Source organism: Paracoccus aminovorans, assembly GCF_001546115.1.
Lineage (GTDB): Bacteria > Pseudomonadota > Alphaproteobacteria > Rhodobacterales > Rhodobacteraceae > Paracoccus > Paracoccus aminovorans_B.
The window spans coordinates 1,538,364-1,559,445 of sequence record NZ_KQ955208.1; the positions used below are offsets into that span (position 1 = coordinate 1,538,364).

The 21,082-nt window shown below is 70.7% G+C and carries 18 protein-coding genes; 8 read left to right on the forward strand and 10 right to left on the reverse strand.

Annotated elements, in window-relative coordinates; translation table 11 throughout:
- The first annotated feature begins 129 nt into the window (after positions 1 to 129).
- The gene (locus ASV56_RS07965; protein WP_062561502.1) at positions 130 to 387 is read left to right on the forward strand and encodes a helix-turn-helix domain-containing protein; all 258 of its coding nucleotides are present in this window, start codon (positions 130 to 132) and stop codon (positions 385 to 387) included.
- Positions 388 to 453: 66 nt separating this feature from the next.
- The gene (locus ASV56_RS07970; protein WP_062561503.1) at positions 454 to 2,124 is read left to right on the forward strand and encodes a SulP family inorganic anion transporter; all 1,671 of its coding nucleotides are present in this window, start codon (positions 454 to 456) and stop codon (positions 2,122 to 2,124) included.
- Positions 2,125 to 2,219: 95 nt separating this feature from the next.
- Here ASV56_RS07970 and purU read toward each other — a convergent pair whose 3' ends face one another.
- From purU to ASV56_RS07995, 5 genes are all read right to left on the reverse strand, one after another.
- Positions 2,220 to 3,104, reverse strand: coding sequence for a formyltetrahydrofolate deformylase (gene purU / locus ASV56_RS07975; protein WP_018001668.1), 885 nt, complete (start codon positions 3,102 to 3,104; stop codon positions 2,220 to 2,222).
- A gap of 127 nt (positions 3,105 to 3,231) precedes the next feature.
- Entirely contained in the window at positions 3,232 to 4,116 is an 885-nt protein-coding gene (gene folD, locus ASV56_RS07980) for a bifunctional methylenetetrahydrofolate dehydrogenase/methenyltetrahydrofolate cyclohydrolase FolD (RefSeq protein WP_062561504.1), read from the reverse strand.
- Positions 4,117 to 4,335: 219 nt separating this feature from the next.
- On the reverse strand, positions 4,336 to 7,116 hold the full coding sequence (locus ASV56_RS07985; protein WP_062561505.1) for a patatin-like protein: 2,781 nt from the start codon (positions 7,114 to 7,116) through the stop codon (positions 4,336 to 4,338).
- Between the two features lie 106 nt (positions 7,117 to 7,222).
- On the reverse strand, positions 7,223 to 8,941 hold the full coding sequence (locus tag ASV56_RS07990) for a M14 family metallopeptidase (RefSeq protein WP_062561506.1): 1,719 nt from the start codon (positions 8,939 to 8,941) through the stop codon (positions 7,223 to 7,225).
- On the reverse strand, positions 8,941 to 10,074 hold the full coding sequence (locus ASV56_RS07995; protein WP_062562277.1) for an iron-containing alcohol dehydrogenase: 1,134 nt from the start codon (positions 10,072 to 10,074) through the stop codon (positions 8,941 to 8,943). Before ASV56_RS07995 ends, ASV56_RS07990 begins: the two co-directional genes overlap by 1 nt.
- Before the next feature lie 193 nt (positions 10,075 to 10,267).
- On the opposite strand from ASV56_RS07995, the gene ASV56_RS08000 reads away from it, so the two are divergent.
- Complete coding sequence (locus ASV56_RS08000; protein ID WP_062562278.1) at positions 10,268 to 11,035, forward strand: DeoR/GlpR family DNA-binding transcription regulator; 768 nt, start codon at positions 10,268 to 10,270, stop codon at positions 11,033 to 11,035.
- A 6-nt stretch (positions 11,036 to 11,041) separates the two neighbouring features.
- Here the strand turns inward: ASV56_RS08000 and kynU are convergent, their stop codons facing one another.
- Both kynU and ASV56_RS08010 read right to left on the reverse strand, forming a co-directional pair.
- On the reverse strand, positions 11,042 to 12,286 hold the full coding sequence (kynU, locus tag ASV56_RS08005; RefSeq protein ID WP_062561507.1) for a kynureninase: 1,245 nt from the start codon (positions 12,284 to 12,286) through the stop codon (positions 11,042 to 11,044).
- 24 nt (positions 12,287 to 12,310) lie between these two features.
- Positions 12,311 to 12,961 (reverse strand): carbonic anhydrase, encoded by a 651-nt coding sequence (locus ASV56_RS08010; RefSeq protein WP_062561508.1) that lies wholly within the window; start codon positions 12,959 to 12,961, stop codon positions 12,311 to 12,313.
- A gap of 143 nt (positions 12,962 to 13,104) precedes the next feature.
- Here ASV56_RS08010 and ASV56_RS08015 point away from each other — a divergent pair, with 143 nt between their 5' ends.
- The 5 genes from ASV56_RS08015 (at position 13,105) to ASV56_RS08035 (ending at position 18,145) form a co-directional block, all read left to right on the forward strand.
- On the forward strand, positions 13,105 to 13,482 hold the full coding sequence (locus ASV56_RS08015) for a hypothetical protein (RefSeq protein WP_062561509.1): 378 nt from the start codon (positions 13,105 to 13,107) through the stop codon (positions 13,480 to 13,482).
- Positions 13,483 to 13,545: 63 nt separating this feature from the next.
- Positions 13,546 to 14,940, forward strand: coding sequence for a leucyl aminopeptidase family protein (locus ASV56_RS08020; protein WP_062561510.1), 1,395 nt, complete (start codon positions 13,546 to 13,548; stop codon positions 14,938 to 14,940).
- Positions 14,937 to 15,788 carry a C40 family peptidase gene (locus ASV56_RS08025; protein WP_082724760.1) on the forward strand — a complete coding sequence of 284 codons (852 nt, stop codon included), beginning with the start codon at positions 14,937 to 14,939 and terminating at the stop codon, positions 15,786 to 15,788. Before ASV56_RS08020 ends, ASV56_RS08025 begins: the two co-directional genes overlap by 4 nt.
- 20 nt (positions 15,789 to 15,808) lie before the next feature.
- Positions 15,809 to 16,864, forward strand: a complete 1,056-nt coding sequence (locus ASV56_RS08030) for a saccharopine dehydrogenase (protein ID WP_062561511.1) — start codon at positions 15,809 to 15,811, stop codon at positions 16,862 to 16,864.
- Positions 16,865 to 16,942: 78 nt separating this feature from the next.
- Positions 16,943 to 18,145, forward strand: a complete 1,203-nt coding sequence (locus ASV56_RS08035; RefSeq protein WP_062561512.1) for a PQQ-dependent sugar dehydrogenase — start codon at positions 16,943 to 16,945, stop codon at positions 18,143 to 18,145.
- A 5-nt stretch (positions 18,146 to 18,150) separates the two neighbouring features.
- Here the strand turns inward: ASV56_RS08035 and ASV56_RS08040 are convergent, their stop codons facing one another.
- From ASV56_RS08040 to mutL, 3 genes are read right to left on the reverse strand one after another with little or no spacing between them, the layout of a single operon-like run.
- The gene (locus tag ASV56_RS08040; RefSeq protein ID WP_062561513.1) at positions 18,151 to 18,522 is read right to left on the reverse strand and encodes a DUF3775 domain-containing protein; all 372 of its coding nucleotides are present in this window, start codon (positions 18,520 to 18,522) and stop codon (positions 18,151 to 18,153) included.
- A 44-nt stretch (positions 18,523 to 18,566) separates the two neighbouring features.
- Positions 18,567 to 19,214, reverse strand: coding sequence for a sulfotransferase family 2 domain-containing protein (locus ASV56_RS08045; protein ID WP_062561514.1), 648 nt, complete (start codon positions 19,212 to 19,214; stop codon positions 18,567 to 18,569).
- A complete protein-coding gene (mutL, locus tag ASV56_RS08050; protein WP_437435913.1) occupies positions 19,211 to 20,995 on the reverse strand; it encodes a DNA mismatch repair endonuclease MutL in 1,785 nt (594 codons plus the stop codon). Before mutL ends, ASV56_RS08045 begins: the two co-directional genes overlap by 4 nt.
- Positions 20,996 to 21,082 lie beyond the last annotated feature (87 nt).

Here is a 21,082-nt window from a genome sequence, read left to right on the forward strand (position 1 = left end):
AACCCGCGCATGGCACGAAAGGCCCTCCTTCGCGAGGGCCTTTTTCCTATGCGTAATCCTCTATAATGATATTTGAAATATCAATATACCTATGATAGCCATGCGTCATCAAGGATTGGGAATCAGCGCATGATGACCTCGGCCCAGATGCGTGCGGCGCGTGCCCTGCTTGGCATCGACCAGAAGCGGCTGGCCGAGCTTTCCGGCCTGTCGGTCCCCACGATCCAGCGCATGGAAGCCAGCGACGGCAATGTGCGCGGCGTCGTCGACAGCCTGACCCGCGTGGTCGAGGCGCTCGAGGCCGCCGGGGTCGAGCTGATCGGCGAGGGTGCGGCCAGCGCCTCGGGCGGGCGCGGCGTGCGGCTGAAATCCGGTCCGACGAGTTAATCGCGACGGCGACCGCCGACGACAGCCGACGATCCCGCCGCCTCCTTTGCGAAGGTGCGGCCCAAGATGATGCAGCAAGCCCGTGCGAACCCCGGTTTCGCGCCGCTTTTCACCCCGAAACTGGTCACCGTCCTGCGCGAGGGCTATGGCGCCGGCCAGCTGCGCGCCGATGCGCTGGCCGGGCTGACCGTCGCCATCGTGGCGCTGCCGCTGTCGATGGCCATCGCGATTGCCTCGGGCGCGACCCCGGCCCAAGGGCTTTACACCGCCATTGTCGGCGGCTTCCTGGTCTCGGCGCTCGGCGGCTCGCGCTTCCAGATCGGCGGGCCGGCCGGGGCCTTCATCGTGCTGGTCGCGGGGATCGTCGCGCAATACGGCATGGAGGGGCTGATCCTCGCCACCTTCATGTCCGGGATGATGCTGGTCGCGATCGGGCTCTTGCGGTTGGGCACCTTCATCAAGTTCATCCCCTTTCCGGTGACGGTCGGCTTCACCGCCGGCATCGCCGTCATCATCTTCGCCAGCCAGCTGAAGGAAATCTTCGGCCTGGACATGGCGCATGAGCCGGGGGAACTGCTGGAGAAGATCCCGGCGCTGTGGAGCGCGCGGGCCACGCTGACGCCCATGGCCCTGGCGCTGGCGCTGACGACCGTCGCGGTGATCCTGGGGCTGAAGCGCCTGCGGCCGCATTGGCCGGGCATGCTGATCGCCGTGGCGCTGGCGGCCGGTATCGTGGCCCTGAGCGGGGCGGATGTGGCGACCATCGGCAGCAAGTTCGGCGGCATCCCCTCGACCCTGCCCGCGCCGGCGCTGCCGGATGTTTCGTGGCAGAAGGTGCTGGCGCTGCTGCCCGCGGCGCTGTCGCTGACGCTGCTCGGCGCCATCGAATCGCTGCTCTCGGCGGTGGTCGCGGATGGCATGACCGGCCGCCGCCACCGCTCGAATTGCGAGTTGGTGGCGCAAGGGGTGGCGAACATGGGCTCGGCGCTGTTCGGCGGCATCTGCGTCACCGGCACCATAGCGCGGACCGCGACCAATGTGCGCTCGGGCGCGCATGGGCCGGTGGCGGGCATGCTGCATGCGCTGTTTCTGCTGGCCTTCATGCTGGTGGCGGCGCCGCTCGCCGCCTATATCCCGCTGGCGGCGCTGGCCGGGGTGCTGGCGGTGGTGGCCTGGAACATGATCGAGAAGCCGGCGATCGCCATCCTGCTGCGCTCGGGCCGGGGCGAGGCGGCGGTGCTTCTGGTGACCTTTGCCCTGACCGTGTTTCGCGACCTGACCGAGGCCATCGTCACCGGCCTGGCGCTGGGATCGGTGCTGTTCATCCAGCGCATGAGCCAGGCCACCGGCATCGAGGATCAGACGCCGCTGGTCGCCCCGGACCGGCCTGACGGCGAGGCGCGGCCGGATCAGCCGCAGCCGCGCGACGTGGTGGTCTATCGCATCTCGGGGGCGCTGTTCTTCGGGGCAACGGCCAGCATCGGCTCGGTGCTGGACAATATCCACGACGGCGCGCGCCGGCTGGTGGTGGATTTCAGCGCCGTGCCCTTTCTGGACGCGACCGGCGCCAATATGATCGAAGGCCTGGCGCACAAGGCGCATCGGCGCGGGGTCGAGCTGTGGCTGACCGGCACCCGCCGCGACATGCGCCGCCTGCTGCTGACGCATGGGCTGCGCCGGCCGCTGGTGCGCTATGCCGCAAGCGTGGACGCCGCCCTTGCTCCCCGCCCTGCGTGATCCTGGCCGTTGCCGGCCTCCGGCGGGGGTATTTTTGCAACGGAGAAGACATGCGCTGGGCAAGGGCGGCTCGATGGCCGCCCTGCGTGGGCTTTTCACCCCATGCGCTCGGAGGCATAGGACCCCGGGGAGGGCGGGAAGACGACGGTCTTGTTGCCGTTGAGGAAGACGCGGCGGTGGATATGGGCGTGGATGGCGCGGGCCAGGACCTGGCTTTCGACGTCGCGGCCCAGCGAGACATAGTCGTCGGGCGACTGGGCATGGGTGACGCGGATGATGTCCTGCTCGATGATCGGGCCCTCGTCGAGATCCGCGGTCACGTAATGCGAGGTGGCGCCGATCAGCTTCACGCCGCGCTCGAAGGCCTGCTTGTAGGGATTGGCGCCCTTGAAGCTGGGCAGGAACGAGTGGTGGATGTTGATGATCCGCCCCGACATCGCCTTGCACATCTCGTCCGACAGGACCTGCATGTAGCGCGCCAGCACGATCAGCTCGGCGCCGGAATCGCGCACGATGCGCATCTGCTCGGCCTCGGCCTGCGGCTTGTTCTCCTTGGTGACCTTGATGCAGTGGAAGGGGATGTCGTGGTTCACCACCACCTTCTGATAGTCCATGTGGTTCGAGATCACCGCCACGATCTCGATCGGCAAGGCGCCGATGCGCCAGCGATACAGAAGGTCGTTCAGGCAATGGCCGAAGCGGCTGACCATGATCACGACCTTCATCTTCTCGGCCTCGTCATGGAAGGCCGAGACCATGCCGAAGGCCTTGGCGGTCTCGGCGAAATCGGCGCGCAGCTCCTCGAGGCCGACGCCCTCCTCGGACAGGAAGCTGACGCGCATGAAGAACTTGTCGTTCTCCATGTCGTCGAACTGGCTCGAGTCGGTGATGTTGCAGCCCTTCTCGGCAAGATAGCCCGAGATGGCGGCAACGATGCCCCGCGTCGTCGGGCAGGCTACGGTCAGGCAGTATTTGGTCATCGTGCTCTCCACTGTGCCCGGGCGGGGCCCGGCTTCTTTCTTGTGCAAATATCCCGGGGGAACGCGCCCGTGGCCCCACCCTGGGGCCGCGGGCGGGTGGGGGCAGAGCCCCCGGCCCCCGGCAATCTCAGCCGACCAGCTCGGGGTCGGGCAGCCCGTTCGCCCGGCAGCAGGCGGTCAGCGTATTGGCCAAGAGGCAGGCGATGGTCATCGGCCCGACGCCGCCCGGCACCGGGGTGATGGCGCCGGCGACCCGGGCCGCGCTGTCGAAGTCCACGTCGCCGACCAGCCGGGTGCGGCCGTCCTCCTCGATGCGGTTGATGCCGACGTCGATCACCGTGGCGCCGGGCTTGACCCAGTCGCCGGGGATCATCCGCGGCCGGCCGACGGCGGCGACCAGGATGTCGGCGCTGCGGCAGACCTCGGCCAGGTTCTTCGTGCGGCTATGCGCGATGGTGACGGTGCAGCTCTCGCCCAGCAAGAGCTGCGCCATCGGCTTGCCGACGATGTTCGAGCGCCCGACCACGACCGCGTTCAGCCCCGAGAGATCGCCCAGCCGGTCGCGCAGCATCAAGAGGCAGCCCAGGGGCGTGCAGGGCACCATGCTCTTCTGCCCGGTGCCCAGAAGGCCCACGTTCAGGATGTGGAAGCCGTCGACGTCCTTTGCCGGATCGATGGCGTTGATCACCGCCTCGGCATCCATATGCGCGGGCAGCGGCAGCTGCACCAGGATGCCATGCACCGCCGGGTCGGCGTTCAGTTTCTCGACCAGCGCCAGCAGCTCCGCCTGTCCGGTCTCGGCCGGCAGCTTGTGCTCCCAGGAGGCCATGCCGGCCTCGCGGGTCTGGATGCCCTTGTTCCGGACATAGACCTCGGAGGCCGGATCCTCGCCCACCAGCACCACCGCCAGCCCCGGCACGATCCCCCGCGCCGCCAGCCCGGCAACCGCATCGGCAACGCGACCGCGCAAAACAGACGCAAACGCCTTCCCGTCAATGATTTCTGCCGTCATACACTATCCTCCTTCGCTTTCCGCCCCTACCGGCCGGTTCGTTCCGACCGCCATTGCGGATAGCGCAGGCACCGAGACCTGCAAACCCATACCTTGGCTGAGGCTTGCCCGGTTCCGGCCGCGCATGTCTTGCCATTTTCGCAACCTTTTTCAGGCCGATCCCCACCGGGGCCGGGCAGTTTTGCGACGGAAGGATGCGATTTTGCGACCCGGCCTGCGTCAGCCGAGCAGAGATTTTGCGACGGTGACGAGGCCGGTTGCCATCAGCCCGATGGCGATCAGCCCCAGGAACCAGCGCAGCGCCTGCGGCAGCGTGCCGCGGCCGCGCAGCCAGCGGCCGAAGCAATAGAGCACCAGCCAGACCGCCACCGACAGGACCAGCACGAGCCAGCCCGCCCGGGCAATATCCGAGCCGGTCCACCAGCCGAGAAACCCGACCAGCAGCCCGGCGAACATGGCCAGATACAAGAGCTTGTCCGCAACCATGCGCCGATAGCTGCCCGGCATGGCAAAGCGCGTGAAGCCCGAGATCAGCCCGCCGCCCGCCCGCAGCGCCGCCGCCGCCCGGGCGCCCAGCATGCCCAGGATGCCGTCGTCGGGCAGGTCGTCGATCATCCGCGACAGGATCGCCATGCTGCGGCTGCTCCAGCCGGCGATCTGCGGCGCGCGCGGCCCGATCGGCTTCAGCTCGCTGTAATTGTCGCGAAACCGTCCCAGGTCCAGCGCCGGGGCGTCCTTGACCCCCAGCGCGCGGGCGGCGGTGTCCTCGAAGGCGTCCTCGTCGATCTGGGCGTCGCGCAGCTTGGCCTTCAGCAGCGCCAGCCGGCGGGTCTGGCCGGGCTTGTCGGCATATTCCTCGGCCAGGATGCGGTTCTGCAGCCGGTCGGTCCAGAGCTGGCGTTCCTCGGGCGTGCGGTCCGACATCAGCGCGGCGACGATGCGCTCGGCCCCGTCGAGCCGGCCCCAGAGGATGTCGTGTTCGCGCCAGTCGCGGTTCAGGAAGCCGCCGAAGGCGCCGACCGCGATGCCGGCCAGTTTCGCGGGCCGCGGGTTCAAGGCGCTGTCGGCCGGGCTGATGCGGAACACCTCGACCTGGGCATGTTCCTGCACGTCCGAGCCTTCGAGAAAGGGATAGGTCATCACGTCGTGCCAGTGGAAATCCTCGTAATCGGCCAGGATGTCCGGCAGGTCGTGCAGCCCCTCGCGGATGCGGGCGCTGCCCTTGTCGAATTCCCGCCGCATGTCGGTGCCGAGTTGCCGCAGCGCCCGGTTGACCAGCGGCCGGATCGCCGGCAGCTCATAGACCCTGCGCGCCAGCCCGTAGCGCCGCTCCAGCGTCGGCTGCTGCATGGCCTCGCTGTAATGGGCCGCGATCTCGGCGGTCAGCCGCGCAATCTCGTCCGGGGTCAAGAGCTTCTCGGCATCGGCCCCGCGCGGGTTGGCCAAGCGGCGCACCGCGACCAGTTCGCGCTCGACCAGCTTGCGGGCCGCGCGCAGCAGCGCGGGGGATTGCGGCGCCGGCGGACTGTCCGCGTCCAGCCTGTCGTCGATCTGCCGGCGCAGGTGGATTAGCCGCCGCAGCCGGAAGCCGATGTCATAGCGCGACAGGAAGGCGTTCTCGGTCTCCCGCCCGTCCTCGCGATAGGCCGAGAAATGCCGGTCGCGCCAGGCGCGCAGGATCTGGCGCAGATACAGCGCCTCGTCCGAATCCGGCGCATAGCCCGCCAGCCGGGCGACGATGGCGGTCAGGCTGTCGGTCGTGTCATAGACCCGCAGGTGGTGATAAAGCGCATAGCTGTCGCCGTAGTCCCGGCCCGTCAGCAGGTCGGCCAGGTCCAGTTCGGTCAGGTCGCGGGGCTTTTCGCGCAATTGCTGCTCATGCGCAGACCGATGGATATGGCCCTTGTCCTGCTTCCAGCGCGCCTGCAGGGTGCCCAGCCGTTCCAGGCGGTTGTTCATCCGGGTGATGGCGCGGATGTCGTCGCGGATCACCTCGGTCCGCGGCAGGGTCGAGGCGGCCAGCCGGGCGTTCTGCAGGAAATCCACCGGCTCGGGCGGTTGCGGCTTGACGGCGCCCGTCGCCGGGTCGCGCTCGGGTCGCGGCGCCGGGAAGGGGTCGATGAACAGCAGCTTGCGTTCGCCCGGCAGGGTGGTGGGGCGGAACGGGATCAGGTCGATGGCATGGCTGAAGGGACGATTGTCCAGATAGCCGCCGTCGGCATAGATGCGCTGGTCGTAATCCGCCAGCCCCTTGCGGAAGAAGCGGCTGAACGCCTGGTCCTTGGCGCCATGCGGCATGTCGGCAAAGCGCATCGGCGGAAAGGCCACCGGAAAGGACGAGGTGCAGCGCGCCGCAAAGGCCAGCATGGCGTCGTTATCCGGGGTGAAATCGTTGTGCCGCTCCTGCTCGAAGGCGAAGTGAAAGACGGTCTTGTGGACCTTTTCCTCAAGCCGCGCGCCGGTCAGGTGGATTGGCGCCGGCACGCCGCGCAGGTCGGTGGCGGTCACGAACAGGTCGACCATTTCCGCCAGCGGCTGATCGTCGCCGCGGATCGCCGCGATGGTTTCCAGCAGCACGTCATACATATGCGCGCCGTCCAGAAGCGACTCGGTCGGGGCAAAGGGGTTCAGCGTCCCGGCGCCGTCGTTCAGCAGCTTGTCGATGTCGGCATCGACGGTCCAGGCCTTGCGCAGCACCGCCATGTCGCGGCTGCCGACCACCAGCGCCTTGGCCAACGCCACGCCGTTGATGCCGCCGGCCGAGGTGCCCGAGATGATGTCGATGACGAAGCGCTTGCGCCCGCCGCGCGGGCCGGCCAGGGCGCGCGACAGATCGCGATAGATCCTCTCGCCCTCGTCCAGCGCCGTATCGGGCAGGTTCGAGCTGCCGCGCACCATGCGCAGCAGTTCCTGTGCGATGCCGTTCATGTAGATGGCAAGCGAGACGCCGCCGTAAAGCACGACGGCGAAACGCACCTCGCCGGTGGCCTCTTCAACCATGACACGCTCTCCCGAACCAAGGCGGCCCCGGTCGGCAGTCCCGAGAGCCCTTCCGTTTCAGCAGGATAGGCGGATATGCCGCTTTTGTCTTGGCGAATTTCGCGCCTCAGGCGAGCGGGCGGTCGGCCAGGTCCAGCTCTTGCAGCGCGTCATAGGCGGCGATCACGGCGGCGCGCTGCGCCTCATGCGCGGCGGTGAAGGCATCGCCCAGCAGCGTCTGGTCGGGGTATTCGGTGATCAGCAGCAGCGGCGTCGCGGCGCGGGCATCCTCGGTCAGCACGCGGGCAAAGCCGCCGGGCGCCTCGGCGGTCAGGCCGTGCTGGCGGGCCAGCGCCAGCTGCGCGGCATTGCGCGCCGCAAGGCCGGGCACCTGGCGCAGCCGGGCCGCGACCGCCTCGGCCAGCCGGGCGGCGATGGCGCCCCAGCCGGGATGATGGCGCAGGATCAGGAAGAAGCCGCGCGGCATGGTCCAGCTTTCAAAGCCACGCGGGACATAGCCGCTGAACGGCCGCAGCCATTCATGCCCCGGATAGCCGTGCAGGCTGACATGCAGCAGCGCCCCCGACAGGTGATGCGCGACGGCGCGGATCTCGGCCTCGGCCCGGGGCGCATCGCGATATTCCAGATCGTCGCCGAGCGCGGTGTAGCGCGCGGCATGCAGCAGGTGGCGCGGATTGTCGCGGGCCAGCTCCTGGCGCAGCGCATAGCCGTCGGGGTTTTCCAGCGGGCAGAGCGTGAAATGCGCGCCCTCGCGTCGCGCCAGGTCGCGCGCCGCCCGCAGGGCGCCGACCGGCCCCGAGACCTCGTTCGCATGCTGCCCGGCCGAGATCATCATCGCCCGGTCGCGCCCCGGCAGATACAGCGCCGGCACCGCCCGCCCGGCGGCCGAATGCGCCTGGAAGCGCCGGCCCGGCAGCCGCGCCAGCTCCTCGGCGATCTGCCCGGGCGACAGCGGCTCGCGCGCATCGTCCAGCGCCTGCTGGCCGGGATCGGCCGGGCCGCTGTCCCAGGGCCGGGTCGCGATGCGCAGGCTGTGGTCGGGACCATGGCGGACGCTGGGCACGATCTGGCCCGGCCGCAGGCTGCGGTCGCCCGCGGGACGCGCCAGCCGCTGCCGGAACTGCTCCAGCGCCGAGAAATACAGGTCCTCGTGCAGCGCCTCGATGACCGAGACCGCCTCGTCGCCATGCCCCAGCGCCCGGTCGCGCACCGGCAGCGTCACCGCGATGTCGAGGCGCTGGAAGAACGGCTCGGCGAGCCAGGGCTGGGTGGCCAGGCAGCGCATGGCATCGCGGAAGATCGCCTCGCAATCGGTCAGCAGCGGCCCGCCCTGCCCGTCCTGCACCAGCCAGCCGCAGGGCGACAGCGCCGGATGGCCCGACTGGTCGCGGTGCATCCGGTTCGGCGCCAGCACCGTGAGCTCGCGCCGCTCGCCCGAGACATAGCCCAGGCTGACGCGATAGGCCGGCATGGCGGCGCTGTCCGGGCCTTCGTGGAAATCGAAGGCGGTCAGCGGGAACAGCGCCGGCAGCGGATAGGCTTCCAGCAGGAAGCGGCCCGGCGCGGCCTCGGGGTGGCACGGGCAGGTGATGCTGGCCTCGGCCAGGCCGGCGGTCTCGATTTCCTCCAGGAAGGCGTGCAGCAGCGGCTTCAGCGCCGAGCGGCAGCGCGCCTTGACGCCGCGCCGGGCCAGGGCCAGCTCGGTGGCGCGGCGGGTGGGCGCGTCGTCGAAGCTCCAGATCTCGGCCCGGGTGCAGGTCAGGTCGCGGATCAGGCAGGACAGGGTGGCGGGATAGCGCGCCTGGAACAGCAGTTTCTCGGTCATCAGCCGGCCTTGCGCAGAACCTCGCAAAGCTGCGCGACCGAGGGCGCGAAGGGGTTGCCCTTCATCGAGGAACTGGCCAGCGAGGCCTCGGCCACCGCCTGGTGCCGCGCCGGGTCCAGCCCCTGCGCCTGCAGGCCCGGCAGGCCGGCGGCGCGCGCCCAGCTCGCCAGGGTCTGCGGCGCATCGGCCGCCGTGCCGCCGAAGCCCTCGGCGATGGCGTGGCAGATTTCCTCGACGCGGGCGGGGTCGGGGGCGTGGTCGCGGTTCATCGCCAGCACCGGGCCCAGAGCCGCGCCGCAGATCGCGCCATGGGGGGCGGTCGTCACGCCGCCGATCACCCCGGCAAGGCCATGCACGGCGCCAAGCCCGCCATTCGCCAGCGCGATGCCGCCGCACAGGCTGGTCCAGGCCATGGTGTCGCGCGCCTGCGCGTCCTCCTCCTCCATCAGCCGCTTCAATGCCCTCAGGCCCGGAAGGATCACCGGCCGCACCAGCGCATCGGTGAAGGGCGTGGCCTTGGCCGAGACATAAGGCTCGATCACCTGCGCCAGCGCGTCGAGGCCCGAGGCCAGCGTCACCCCGCGCGGGCAGCCGTCGGTCAGCGCCGGATCGACGATGGCGAGGCGCGGCAGCATGCGTTCGTCGCGGATCGAGACCTTGCGGCCATGTTCGGGCAGGCCGATCACCGCGTTGCGCGTCGCCTCGGCCCCGGTGCCGGCGGTGGTCGGCAGCGCGACATAGGGCAAGGGCGGCGCCGCCAGCGGCAGGCCCCTTCCCACGACCTCGAGATGGTCCATGATGCCGCCCGGCGCCGGGATCAGCCCGGCCAGCGCCTTGCCCAGGTCCAGCACCGCGCCGCCGCCCAGACCCGCGACCCAGTCGGCGCCGAAGGTCTTGGCGCGGGCCAGCGCCTCCTCCAGCATCGGCAGCGTCGGCTCGGCGCCGCAGGCGATGGGCAGGACCTCGGCCCCGTCGGCCCGCAGCGCCTGCAAGAGCCAGGCCGCGCGGGCCGGGTTCGCGCCATGCACCAGCACGCCGCGCGGCCCAAGCGCGCGGATCGCCGCCGGCGCCTTCTGCGCCTCGCCCCGGCCAAAGGCGATGCGGGCCGGCAGGGAAAAGGCGAAGGGCGCGATGGGGGTCATGGGGGCCTGTCCTTGAAAAACCGGCGGCAGGCTGCACCGCCCCTGCCGCGGGGTCAAGCGGCTTTCGTTTCGCCCGGGTTCCGCCCGCATCCGAACATCGGCGCCGCTGCATCGCGGCGTAGGGAACGCTTGCGCGCGCCCGCGCTTCGCCTAAGGTGAAACCGTTCCAGCCATGGAGAGCCCCTTGGCCCTCAGCATCCGCCAGAGCGAAATCCTTGAGCTCGCCCGCGCCGAGGGCCGGGTGCTGGTCGACGACCTGGCCCAGCGGTTCGAGGTGACGCTGCAGACGATCCGCCGCGACCTGGGCGAAATGGCCGAGGCCGGGCTTCTGGACCGCGTCCATGGCGGCGCGGTGCCGCGCGCCGGGGCGGTGAACCTGGGCTATGAGGCGCGCCGGCGCATGCATGCCGAGGCCAAGGCCGCCATCGGCGCCGCCTGCGCCGCCGAGATTCCCGACAATTGCAGCCTGATCCTGAACCTCGGCACCACGACCGAGGCGGTGGCCCAGGCGCTGGTGCATCATTCCAACATCACCGTCGTCACCAACAACATGAATGTCGCCAATATCCTGCTGGCCAATCCGGGCTGCGAGATCATGGTCGCGGGCGGCGCGCTGCGGCGCTCGGACGGCGGGCTGGTGGGCGAGCTGACGACACAGTTCTTCGAACAGTTCAAGGTCGATTACGCGGTGATCGGCACCTCGGCCCTGGACCATGACGGCGACCTTTTGGACTTCGACCTGGCCGAGGTGCGGGTCAGCCGCTCGATCCTGCGCCAGTCGCGCCATGCCTTCCTGGTCACCGACCATTCCAAGCTGGGCCGCCCGGCGCCCGCCCGCATCGGCAGCCTGTCCGAGCTTGACGCGGTCTTCACCGACCGCCCGCTGCCCGAGGATCTGGCCCGGCGCTGCGCCGAATGGGGCACCGAGGTCCGGGTCTGCCCGCCGGGCTGAGCGCGCTCAGGTCACCGCCGTGCGCAGCGCGAAACGCGGGTCGCGCCAGCTTTCGGTCGCCAGCACATCGGCCAGCGTCTCGGCGGCGTCCAGCACGTCGATGTGGCGCGTGTAAAGCGGCGTGAAGCCGAAGCGCAGCGTCGCGGGCGCGCGGAAATCGCCGATGACGCCGCGCGCGATCAGCGCCTGCATCACTGCGAAGGCATGGTCGTGCCGGAACGCGACCTGGCTGCCGCGCAGCGCCGGATCGCGGGGCGATTCCAGCACCAGGCCGCGGCCTGCGCAAAGCCCCTCGACCAGCTGGATGAACAACTCGGTCAGCGCCACGCTTTTGGCGCGCAGCGCCTGCATGTCGACCCGGTCCCAGACCTCCAGCGCGCCCTTCAGCGCCCGCATCGACAGCATGGGCTGGGTGCCGCATTGAAAGCGGCGGATGCCGGGATCGCCCTGGAAGCCGGTCTCGAAGGCGAAGGGCCGCGCGTGCCCCCACCAGCCGCTGAGCGGCTGCCGCGCCTGGTCCTGGTGCCGCGTCGCGACATAGATGAAGGCCGGCGAACCCGGCCCGCCGTTCAGGTATTTATAGGTGCAGCCGACGGCGAAATCCGCCTCGGCCGCGTCCAGCGCGACCGGCAGGGCGCCGGCGGAATGGCACAAGTCCCAGATGGCGAGGGCGCCGGCCTGATGGATTCTTGCCGTCAGCGCCGCCATGTCGCGCAGGGCGCCGGTCTTGTAGTTCACGTGATTGACCAGCACGGCCGCCACGTCGCCGTCCAGCATGTCCTCGATCCGCGGCGCATCGACGCCCTCCAGCCGCAGCCGCGTGCCGGGCAGGGTCGAGGCCACGCCCTCGGCGATATAGAGGTTGGTCGGGAAGCTGCCGGATTCGGCGACGATGCTGCGCCGCCCCGGACGCAGCGCCAGGGCGGCATGCAGGGCCTTGTAGATATTGACCGAAGTCGTGTCCGCCACCACCACCTGCCCCGGCGCCGCGCCGACCAGCCGGCCGATGCGGTCGCCCAGGTGCAGCGGCAGGTCGAACCAGCCGGCGCTGTTCCAGCTGCGGATCAGCCCCTGCGCCCATTCCTGCGTCGCGGCCTGGGCCAGTTCGGCTTGCGCCGCGTGGGTCGCCGGGCCCAGCGAATTGCCGTCCAGATAGACCTCGCCCTCGGGCAGGATGAAGGCGTCGCGCAAGCCGCGCATCGGGTCGCTGGCATCCATCGCCGCGATGGCGGAACGGTCCGGCAGGGTCATGGCATGGTCCTTGCGACGGCCCGGTCAGACGATGTCGACGAAGGCGTCCACCGCGGGGTCGTATTGTTCGAGCAGCCCGCCGGCGATGTCATGCAGCACGCCATGCAGAGAGAGGTCGCCCGATTCCACCGCCGTCCTGATGAAGGGGAAGGTCATCAGGTTCTCCAGCGACACCAGCACCGCCTGCCGTTCCAGAGCGCGGACCTGCTGTTCGGGCGGCAGCTCGGCCACGCGGTCGTAGCCGGGGCGCAGGATGTCCATCCAGCGACCGACGAAGCTGGATTTCTCTTCCAGCTCCGGGGCATGGCCCGAGCACATGGCCAGGCAGCCCTGCACGCCGCCGCAGCTGGTGTGGCCCACCACCACCAGATGCGCGACCTTGAGCGTGTTCACCGCATATTCCACCGCGGCCGAGGTGCCGTGCTGCTGCCCGTCGGGCGCATAGGGCGGCACCAGATTCGCAATGTTGCGGTGAATGAAGAACTCGCCGGTATCGGCCCCGAAGATCGAGGTCACATGCACCCGCGAATCACAGCAGGCAATGACCATGGCGCGCGGATGCTGGCCGTCCTCGGCCAGGCGGCGGTACCAGACGCGGTTTTCCTGAAAGGCGGTCGCCCGCCATCCGTGATAGCGTTGCACCAGGTAATTCGGCAGTGGACGGGCTTGGTTCATGGCTTCCTCATCTACCGTTCGTGCGATTTGATAACCGCTGAACCGATAAAGTTCGAGAGGTTTAGCGCACCGCCCATAACCTTTTCTTGAGGGATTGGTGACAGATTGCGCTGACGTGACCGCCGCAGCTGCCGGAAGATGAAATGTCGAAAATCGCCATCCTGTCCATGAACGACGCCATTCGCATCGACCTGCAGCGGCTGGAACAGATCGTCCGCGAGCTGGGCGAGGATTGCGCCGCCCAGGTGATCGGCGCCGCGCTGGAGGAGCTGGCGCGGGCGCTGCGCCGCACGGTGCTGGCGGCGCAGGAACGCGACCTGGGCGCGGTGGTCAACCATGCCGACCAGCTGTCGCGGCTGGCCTGGCAGGTCGGGCTGGTGACGCTGGCGGGCGTCGCGATCGACGTCGGCGCCTGCGCCGAACGCCGGGATGCGACGGCGCTCGGCTCGACCGTGGCGCGGCTGGAACGGATCGGCAACCGCTCGCTGACCCAGATCTGGGATCCCGGCGCGCCGTCGTGACTTGCGACCCGCGCGCCCCGAACGCTAGGCTGCGCGCAAGCAAACCCATGACGAGCCCTGCCGATGATTCCCGAATTCGCCGATCCCGCCGCCCCGTCGCTGCCGCTCTGGCTGGTGCATAGCGGCGATGCCGGTCCCATGCTGCCCCCGGGGCTCGGCGCGTTCGCCGAAAGCTGGGCCCGGGCGCAGGGCTTTGCCGGCAAGCCGTGGCAGATCTGCCTGCTACCCGCGGCCGACGGCGCGCTGGCCGGCGCGCTTTTTGGTCTGGGCGCGGCAGACCAGCCGCCGGGGCGCGAGCGTTTCCCGCTGGCCCGCGCGGCCGAGGCGCTGCCGGCCGGGAACTGGCGGCTGGAAAACCTGCCCGAAGGCTTCGATGCCGGCCGTGCCGCCCTGGGCTGGCTTTTCGCGCAATACCGTTTCGACCGCTACAAGGCGGCCGAGCCGGCGCGCGCCCGGCTGGTCTGCCCCGCGGGCGTGGAGCTGCGCCGGCTGCTCGCCATGGCGGCGGGCGAATACCTGGCCCGCGACCTGATCAACACCCCGGCCTCGGACATGGGCCCTGCGGAGCTGGAAGAGGCCGCCCGCGCCCTTGCCGCCCGCCACGGCGCCACGGTCGAGGTGACGCGCGGCGCCGACCTTCTGGGCGCAAATTTCCCCATGATCCATGCCGTCGGCCGCGCCGGCGCGCAGGAACCGCGGCTGATCGACCTGCGCTTCCCGGGCAGCGGCCCGCGCCTGACGCTGGTCGGCAAGGGCGTCTGCTTCGACACCGGCGGGCTCGACATCAAGCCGCCCGCCTCGATGGCGCTGATGAAGAAGGACATGGGCGGCGCCGCGAATGTGCTGGGCCTGGCCGAGACCATGGCGAGCCTCGGGCTGACCCGGGGCCTGTCGCTGCGGGTGCTGATCCCGGCGGTGGAAAACGCCATTTCTGCCAATGCCTTCCGCCCCGGCGACATTCTGACCAGCCGCAAGGGCCTCACGGTCGAGATCAACAACACCGATGCCGAGGGCCGGCTGGTGCTGGCCGATGCCCTGGCGCTGGCCGCCGAGGAAGCGCCCGCGCTGCTGATCTCGATGGCGACGCTGACCGGCGCGGCGCGGGTGGCGCTGGGGCCGGAGCTGCCGCCCTTCTTCTGCGACGACGACGCCACCGCCGCCGCGATCCAGTCGGCGGGCATGGCTGCGGCCGACCCGGTCTGGCGCCTGCCCTTCTGGGAGCCCTACGAGCCGATGATCGAGCCGGGCATCGCCGATCTCGACAACGCGCCCTCGGGCGGCTTTGCCGGCGCGATCACGGCGGCGCTGTTCCTGCGCCGCTTCGCCGCCGGCGCCGGGCGGTATGCGCATTTCGACATCTACGGCTGGCAACCCTCGGCCGCGCCCGGCCGGCCCAAGGGCGGCACCGGCCAGGGCATGCGCGCGCTGCTCGACGCGCTGCCGGAGCTTTTGGCATGAGCGCCGGCTTCGACCGCCGCCTGACCCCGGCGACCGAGCGGGTGGCGCTGGAATCCCTGCGCGGCCGGCTGGCCCGTCCGGCCTATACCGCCGGGCGCCCGGCGCGGCTGGCGGTGCCGGTCGCCGACCTGTGCCGCGCGCCGCAGGGCACCCGCGACCGCCAGGTGAATTTCGGCGCCGATCTGGTGGTGATCGACCAGCAGGACGGCTGGGCCTTTGTCCAGGCCATGGCCGACGGCTATTGCGGCTGGCTGCGGGCCGAGGCGCTGGAGCACGACCTGCCACAGGTCACCCATCGCGTCAGCGCGCCCGCGACGCATGTCTACAGCGGCCCCGACCTGAAGACGCCCGAGACCATGGCGCTGTCGCTGGGCGCGCGGCTTTCGGTGACCGGCGTGCAGGGCGGCTTTGCTCGGCTGGCCCGCGGCGGCTGGGTGCCGGAGCAGCATATCGCCGACCAGCCGGCGCCCGACCCGGCCGCGGTGGCCGAGACGCTGCTCGGCACGCCCTATCTCTGGGGCGGCAACAGCCGCTGCGGCATCGACTGTTCGGGGCTGGCGCAAGGCGCGCTGATGGCCTGCGCCATCGCCTGCCCCGGCGATAGCGACATGCAGCAGGCGGGTTTCCCCCCGGTCGAGGGCGAGATCCGCCGCGGCGACCTGCTGTTCTGGCCCGGCCATGTCGCCATGGCGCTGGACGCCCTGCGCATGATCCACGCCACCGCCTTCGCCATGGCCGTCATCATCGAGCCCATCGCCGATGCCATGGCCCGCATCGACGCCGCCGGGCAGGGCCCGTTCGGGGGCGCCCGCCGCCCCCCGGCGGGCGCCTGCGCCCCCTTCCCCTGACGCCCGAAAGGAAGCCCGCCATGGTCCATCTCTGGCTTCGCAGCGAATCGCGCGGCAACGAGCAGCGCGCCGGCCTGACGCCCGAGGGCACGCGCCACCTTCGCGCAGGCGGCTTCCGCATCACGGTCGAGGACAGCCCGCATCGCATCCTGCCCACCGCCGATTACGCCGCCGCCGGGGCCGAGATCGCCGCCCCGGGCAGCTGGTCCGAGGCCCCCGCCGATGCCATCGTCTTCGGGCTGAAGGAGCTGCCCCCGGGCGGCGCTCTGGTCCACCGCCACATCATGTTCGGCCATGCCTTCAAGGGCCAGCCGGCCGGGCAGGCGCTGCTGCGCCGGTTCCGCGACGGCGGCGGGCGGCTGCTCGATCTGGAATACCTGACCGACGACAGCGGCCGGCGGCTGGCGGCCTTTGGCCATTGGGCGGGCTTCGCCGGGGCTGCGGTCTCGCTGAAGGCCTGGGCGGCGCAGCGGCGCGGCACCATCTGCGGCCCGGTCGCGGCCTGGCCGACGCAGGAGCAGCTGAAGGCCGAGCTGCGGGCCGAGCTCGACGCGACCGGCGCGCCGCGCCCGCGCGCGCTGGTCATCGGCGCGCTCGGCCGGGTCGGCGGCGGCGCCTTGGAACTGCTGACGGCGATGGGGGTCCAGGCGACGCGCTGGGACATGGCCGAGACCGCGGGCGGCGGCCCCTTCCCGCAGGTCCTGGCGCATGAACTCTTCATCAACTGCATCCTCGCCGGGCCGCAGACGCCGGTCTTCGTCGCCCCCAACGCGGTCGAGCCCGGCCGGCTGCTGACGGTGATCGGCGACGTCGCCTGCGACCCCTCCAGCGATTTCAACCCGGTGCAGGTCTATGACCGCGTGACCGACTGGGCGCAGCCGGTCACGCGGGTGGCCGAGGCGCCGCCGCTCGACGTGATGGCGATCGACAACCTGCCCTCGCTGCTGCCGCGCGAAAGCACGCTCGATTATGCCGCGCAACTGCTGCCAGTGCTGGGGGAACTGGACCGCGGCGGCCCGGGGCCATGGGCGCGCGCCGAGGCGACGTTCGCCGCGCATCTGGCGCGGCTCGACTGAATGGCCCGCCGGGTCGGAACAAGCCGCGCCGCCGGGGGTTGGGTCGCAGACCTGCGCCGCAGCAGAAAGGACGACGACATGACACCATTGCGACGCCCCGCGGCCCTTGCCCTGCTGGCCCTGCTGCTGGCCGCCCCGGCCGCGCGGGCCGATTTCAACGACGCACCGCCGAACGCCAAGGGCCAGACCCCGGCGTTTCAGGGCCAGACCCGGGCGCCGGTCATGCCGCAGGCCCTGCGCCTGGCCCGGACCCCGCTGGTCGAAGGGCTGCACGACCCCTGGGGCATGGCGCTGCTGCCCGACGGCAGCCTGCTGATCACCGAAAAGCCGGGCGCCATGCGGCTTTACCGCGAGGGCAAACTGTCCGCGCCGCTGAAGGGCCTGCCCGCGGTCGACGACGACGGCCAGGGCGGCCTTCTGGACGTGGCGGTGGCAGCGGATTTCGCCCGCACCCGGCAGGTCTGGTTCAGCTTCTCGCAACCGCGCCAGGGCGGCGAGAACGGCACCGCCGTCGGCACCGGCCGCTTGTCCCGGGACGGCACGGCGCTGGAAGAGGTCAAGGTGATTTTCGAAGGCCAGCCCGGCATCGATTCGCAGCAGCATTTCGGCTCGCGCCTGGTCTTCGACCGCGACGGCGCGCTGTTCGTGACCACCGGAGAGCGCGGCCTGCCGCCCGAGATGCCGGTCGCGCAGGACAAGAACAACCACCTGGGCAAGGTGCTGCGCATCGACCCCGCGACCGGCGCGGCGCTGTCGGGCAATCCCTTTGCCAAGGGCGGCGGCCAGCCGCAGATCTGGTCGTTCGGCCATCGCAACATCCAGGCGGCGGCGCTGGACCCGCAGGGCCGGCTCTGGACCGTCGAGCACGGCCCGAACGGCGGCGACGAGCTGAACCAGCCGCAGCCCGGCCGCAACTACGGCTGGCCGGTCATCAGCTATGGCCAGAACTACGACGGCAATCCCATCGGCGCCGGGCTGACCGCGCAAGAGGGGATGGAGCAGCCGGTCTATTACTGGGATCCGGTGATCGCGCCCAGCGGCATGACCTTCTACCAGGGCGCGATGTTCCCGGAATGGCAGGGCGACGCGCTGATCGGCGGCCTGCGCGCCGAGGCCGTGGTGCGGCTGAAGATCGAGAACGGCCGCGTCACCGGCGAGCAGCGCCTGGCCGAGGGCATCGGCCGCGTCCGCGACATCGAGGTGGCGCCGGATGGCGCGCTGCTGGTGCTGATCGACGGCGATCCGGGCAGCCTGGTGCGGCTGACGCGGCGCGGCCGTTAGCCTGGCTAGACCGGGCGCTGCAAGTCGTCCTCGGCCGCTTCGGGGGAAATGCCCAGCGCCTCCATCCCGGCCTCCAGATAATCGGCCAGCTGCGGTTCGCCCAGCAGGTAATCCTCGGTCGGGCTGCGGCGCTCGGCCTTGGCGGTGGCGATGGCCTCCTCCAGGTCCTCGGGGCCGAAGGTGTCGCGACCGATCCACATCACGGCGACCAGGCTGGCCTGCTCGTCCTCGTTCAGGCTGGCGATGAACTCGGTCAGCTCGGTCTCGGTGCCGCGCCCGGTGCGCTGGCCGCTATGCGCCCAGGCGTTGACGCCGCTGTCGTATTCGCGGGCGCGGATTATGACATGGGCAAGTTTTTCGGGACTGATTTCCAGCATGGCGGCACCTCTCTTTCCCACTGTCGCGCCATGCGCGGCCGGGGTCAATCGGGATCGAAGCGATAGCCGAAGCGGGCGATGTCCTCGGCCGCCAGCCGCGCCAGCAGGGCGGCGCCCGCGTCGTCATAGGCCGCGCGCCAGTCGCCTTGGCCCGAGCGATTCTCATGCGGCAAAGGGCGCAGCGAGAAACCCAGATGCGCCTCCAGCGCCGGCAGGTCGGCGTCCAGATGCTCGAGCCGCAGGCAGAGCCCCGCGACCGCGCCCGTGCTGGCGGTCAGGTAATGCCGCGCCGGCACCGCAAGCTGGCGCTGCGTCAGCGGATGGCGCAGGAAATCGCGGAATTCCAGCGCCTTGGCCAGCCGGACCGAGGCGTGGTCGAAGCCCTGCCCGCGCAGCCAGCGGTGATAGCTGACCGCCCGCGCCCAAGGGTTCCTGACCAGCGTGAACACCCGGTAATCAGCAAAAATCGCCGGATCGACCAGCCCCTCGATATCGGCCAGCGTCGAATGCTTCCACAGCCGCCCCCGCGCCGGCGCGTCCTTGACGCGGCTGCGGCGATTGCGGCCCTTGGGCGTGTCGGACAGGATGATGTCGTCCTTTCCCACCCGCGCCTCCAGCGCCAGGGTCAGCGAGGTGCCGCCGGTTTTCGGAATATGCACGAAGACATAACGATGCCGGTGCGAGACGATCATCGCCCGAAGAGCCGCTCGATGTCCGAGAGCTTCAGCTCGATCCAGGTCGGGCGGCCGTGGTTGCACTGGCCGGATTTCGGCGTCCGTTCCATCTCGCGCAGCAGCGCGTTCATCTCGTCGCCGGACATGCGCCGGCCCGAGCGCACCGAGCCGTGGCAGGCCATCGAGGACAGCACCGCATCGACCCGCGCCCGCAGCCGGTCCGAGGCGCCCTGGTCGGCCAGGTCGTCCAGGATGTCGCGGATCAGCCGCGCCGCATCCAGCCGCCGGACCAGCGCCGGCACCTCGCGCACCGCGACGGCGCCGCCGCCGAAGGGCTCGATCACCAGCCCCAGCCGGGCCAACTCGTCGGCGATGGACAGGATGCGCTGCGCATCGGCATCGGAAAGCTCGACGATCTCGGGGATCAGCAGCGCCTGGGATGCGATGCCATTCGCCTCCGCCTGCGCCTTCAGCCGCTCATAGACCAACCGCTCATGCGCGGCATGCTGGTCGACGATGACGATGCCGCCGGCGGTCTGGGCGATGATCCAGTTCTCATGCAGCTGCGCCCGGGCGGCCCCCAGCGGTGCATCCTCGGCCAGCGCTTCCGGCTCGGGCTCGACGCGGGCGGTCGGGGTTTCGGCAAAGCCCGGCGCCTGGAAGGCCAGGCTCGCCGCAATCGCCGCTGCCGAAGGACGCGCCGGGGCATAGCTTGCCTGATATTGGCGCGGCGCCGGTTCCGGCCGCGCCGCCGCCAGCGCCGCCGTGGCCACGGTGGTGGAACTGCGATGCCCGGCGCCGGCCAGCGCGTGGCGCAGGGCGCTGACCACCAGCCCGCGGGCGATGTCGGGCTCGCGGAACCGCACCTCGGCCTTGGCGGGATGCACGTTGACATCGACCGCATGCGGCTCGCAGGTCAGAAACAGCACCGCCGCCGGATGCCGGCCCGAAGGCAGCACGTCCATATAGCCCGCCCGCAGCGCCCCGGTCAGCAGCTTGTCGCGCACCGGCCGGCCGTTCACATACAGGTGCTGCGCCACGGCGGCACCGCGCGAATAGGTCGGCAGCGCGGCGAATCCGGTCAGGCTGATGCCGTCCCGCTCGGCACCGATGGGCAGGGCATTGTCGATGAACTCGCGCCCCATGACCCGCGCCAGCCGGGTCTGCAGGGCGCCGAACAGTTCGCCCTGCTCGGCATCGGCGCGGAACAGCAGCCTGCCCTCGTCCTCGTCGGTCAGGGTGAAGCCGACAAAGGGCTCGGCCATGGCCAGGCGGCGGATGACCTCGGCCACGGCCTGGGTCTCCGCCCGCTCGCTGCGCAGGAATTTCAGCCGGGCGGGGGTGGCGAAGAACAGGTCGCGCAGCTCGACCACGGTGCCGCGATTGCCGGCGGCGGGCCTGACCGGGCCGATGCGCCCGCCCGAGACCGCGATCTGCGCCGCCTCGAAGCCCGGCGCGCGGCTTGTGATCACAAGCCGGCCGACCGCACCCAGGCTGGGCAGCGCCTCGCCGCGAAAGCCGAAGCTGCGGATGTCCAGCAGGTCGCTGCCGTCGATCTTGCTGGTGGCGTGGCGGGCCAGCGCCAGCGGCAGGTCGTCGCCTGTCATGCCGCAGCCGTCGTCGCGGACCCGGATCAGCGCCTTGCCGCCCTTGGCGATGGCGACATCCACCCGCGTCGCGCCGGCATCCAGCGCATTCTCGACCAGCTCCTTGACCGCCGAGGCCGGACGCTCGACCACCTCGCCCGCCGCGATGCGGTTGGCGGCGGCCTCGTCCAGCTGCCGGATCACAGGGCGCATCTTGTTTGCGTGACTGTTCATGCCCCCAGATCTAGCATCTCGGTCACAGATTCGCCAGCCGCCCGCGCGCTTCGCTCCGGCCTTCTT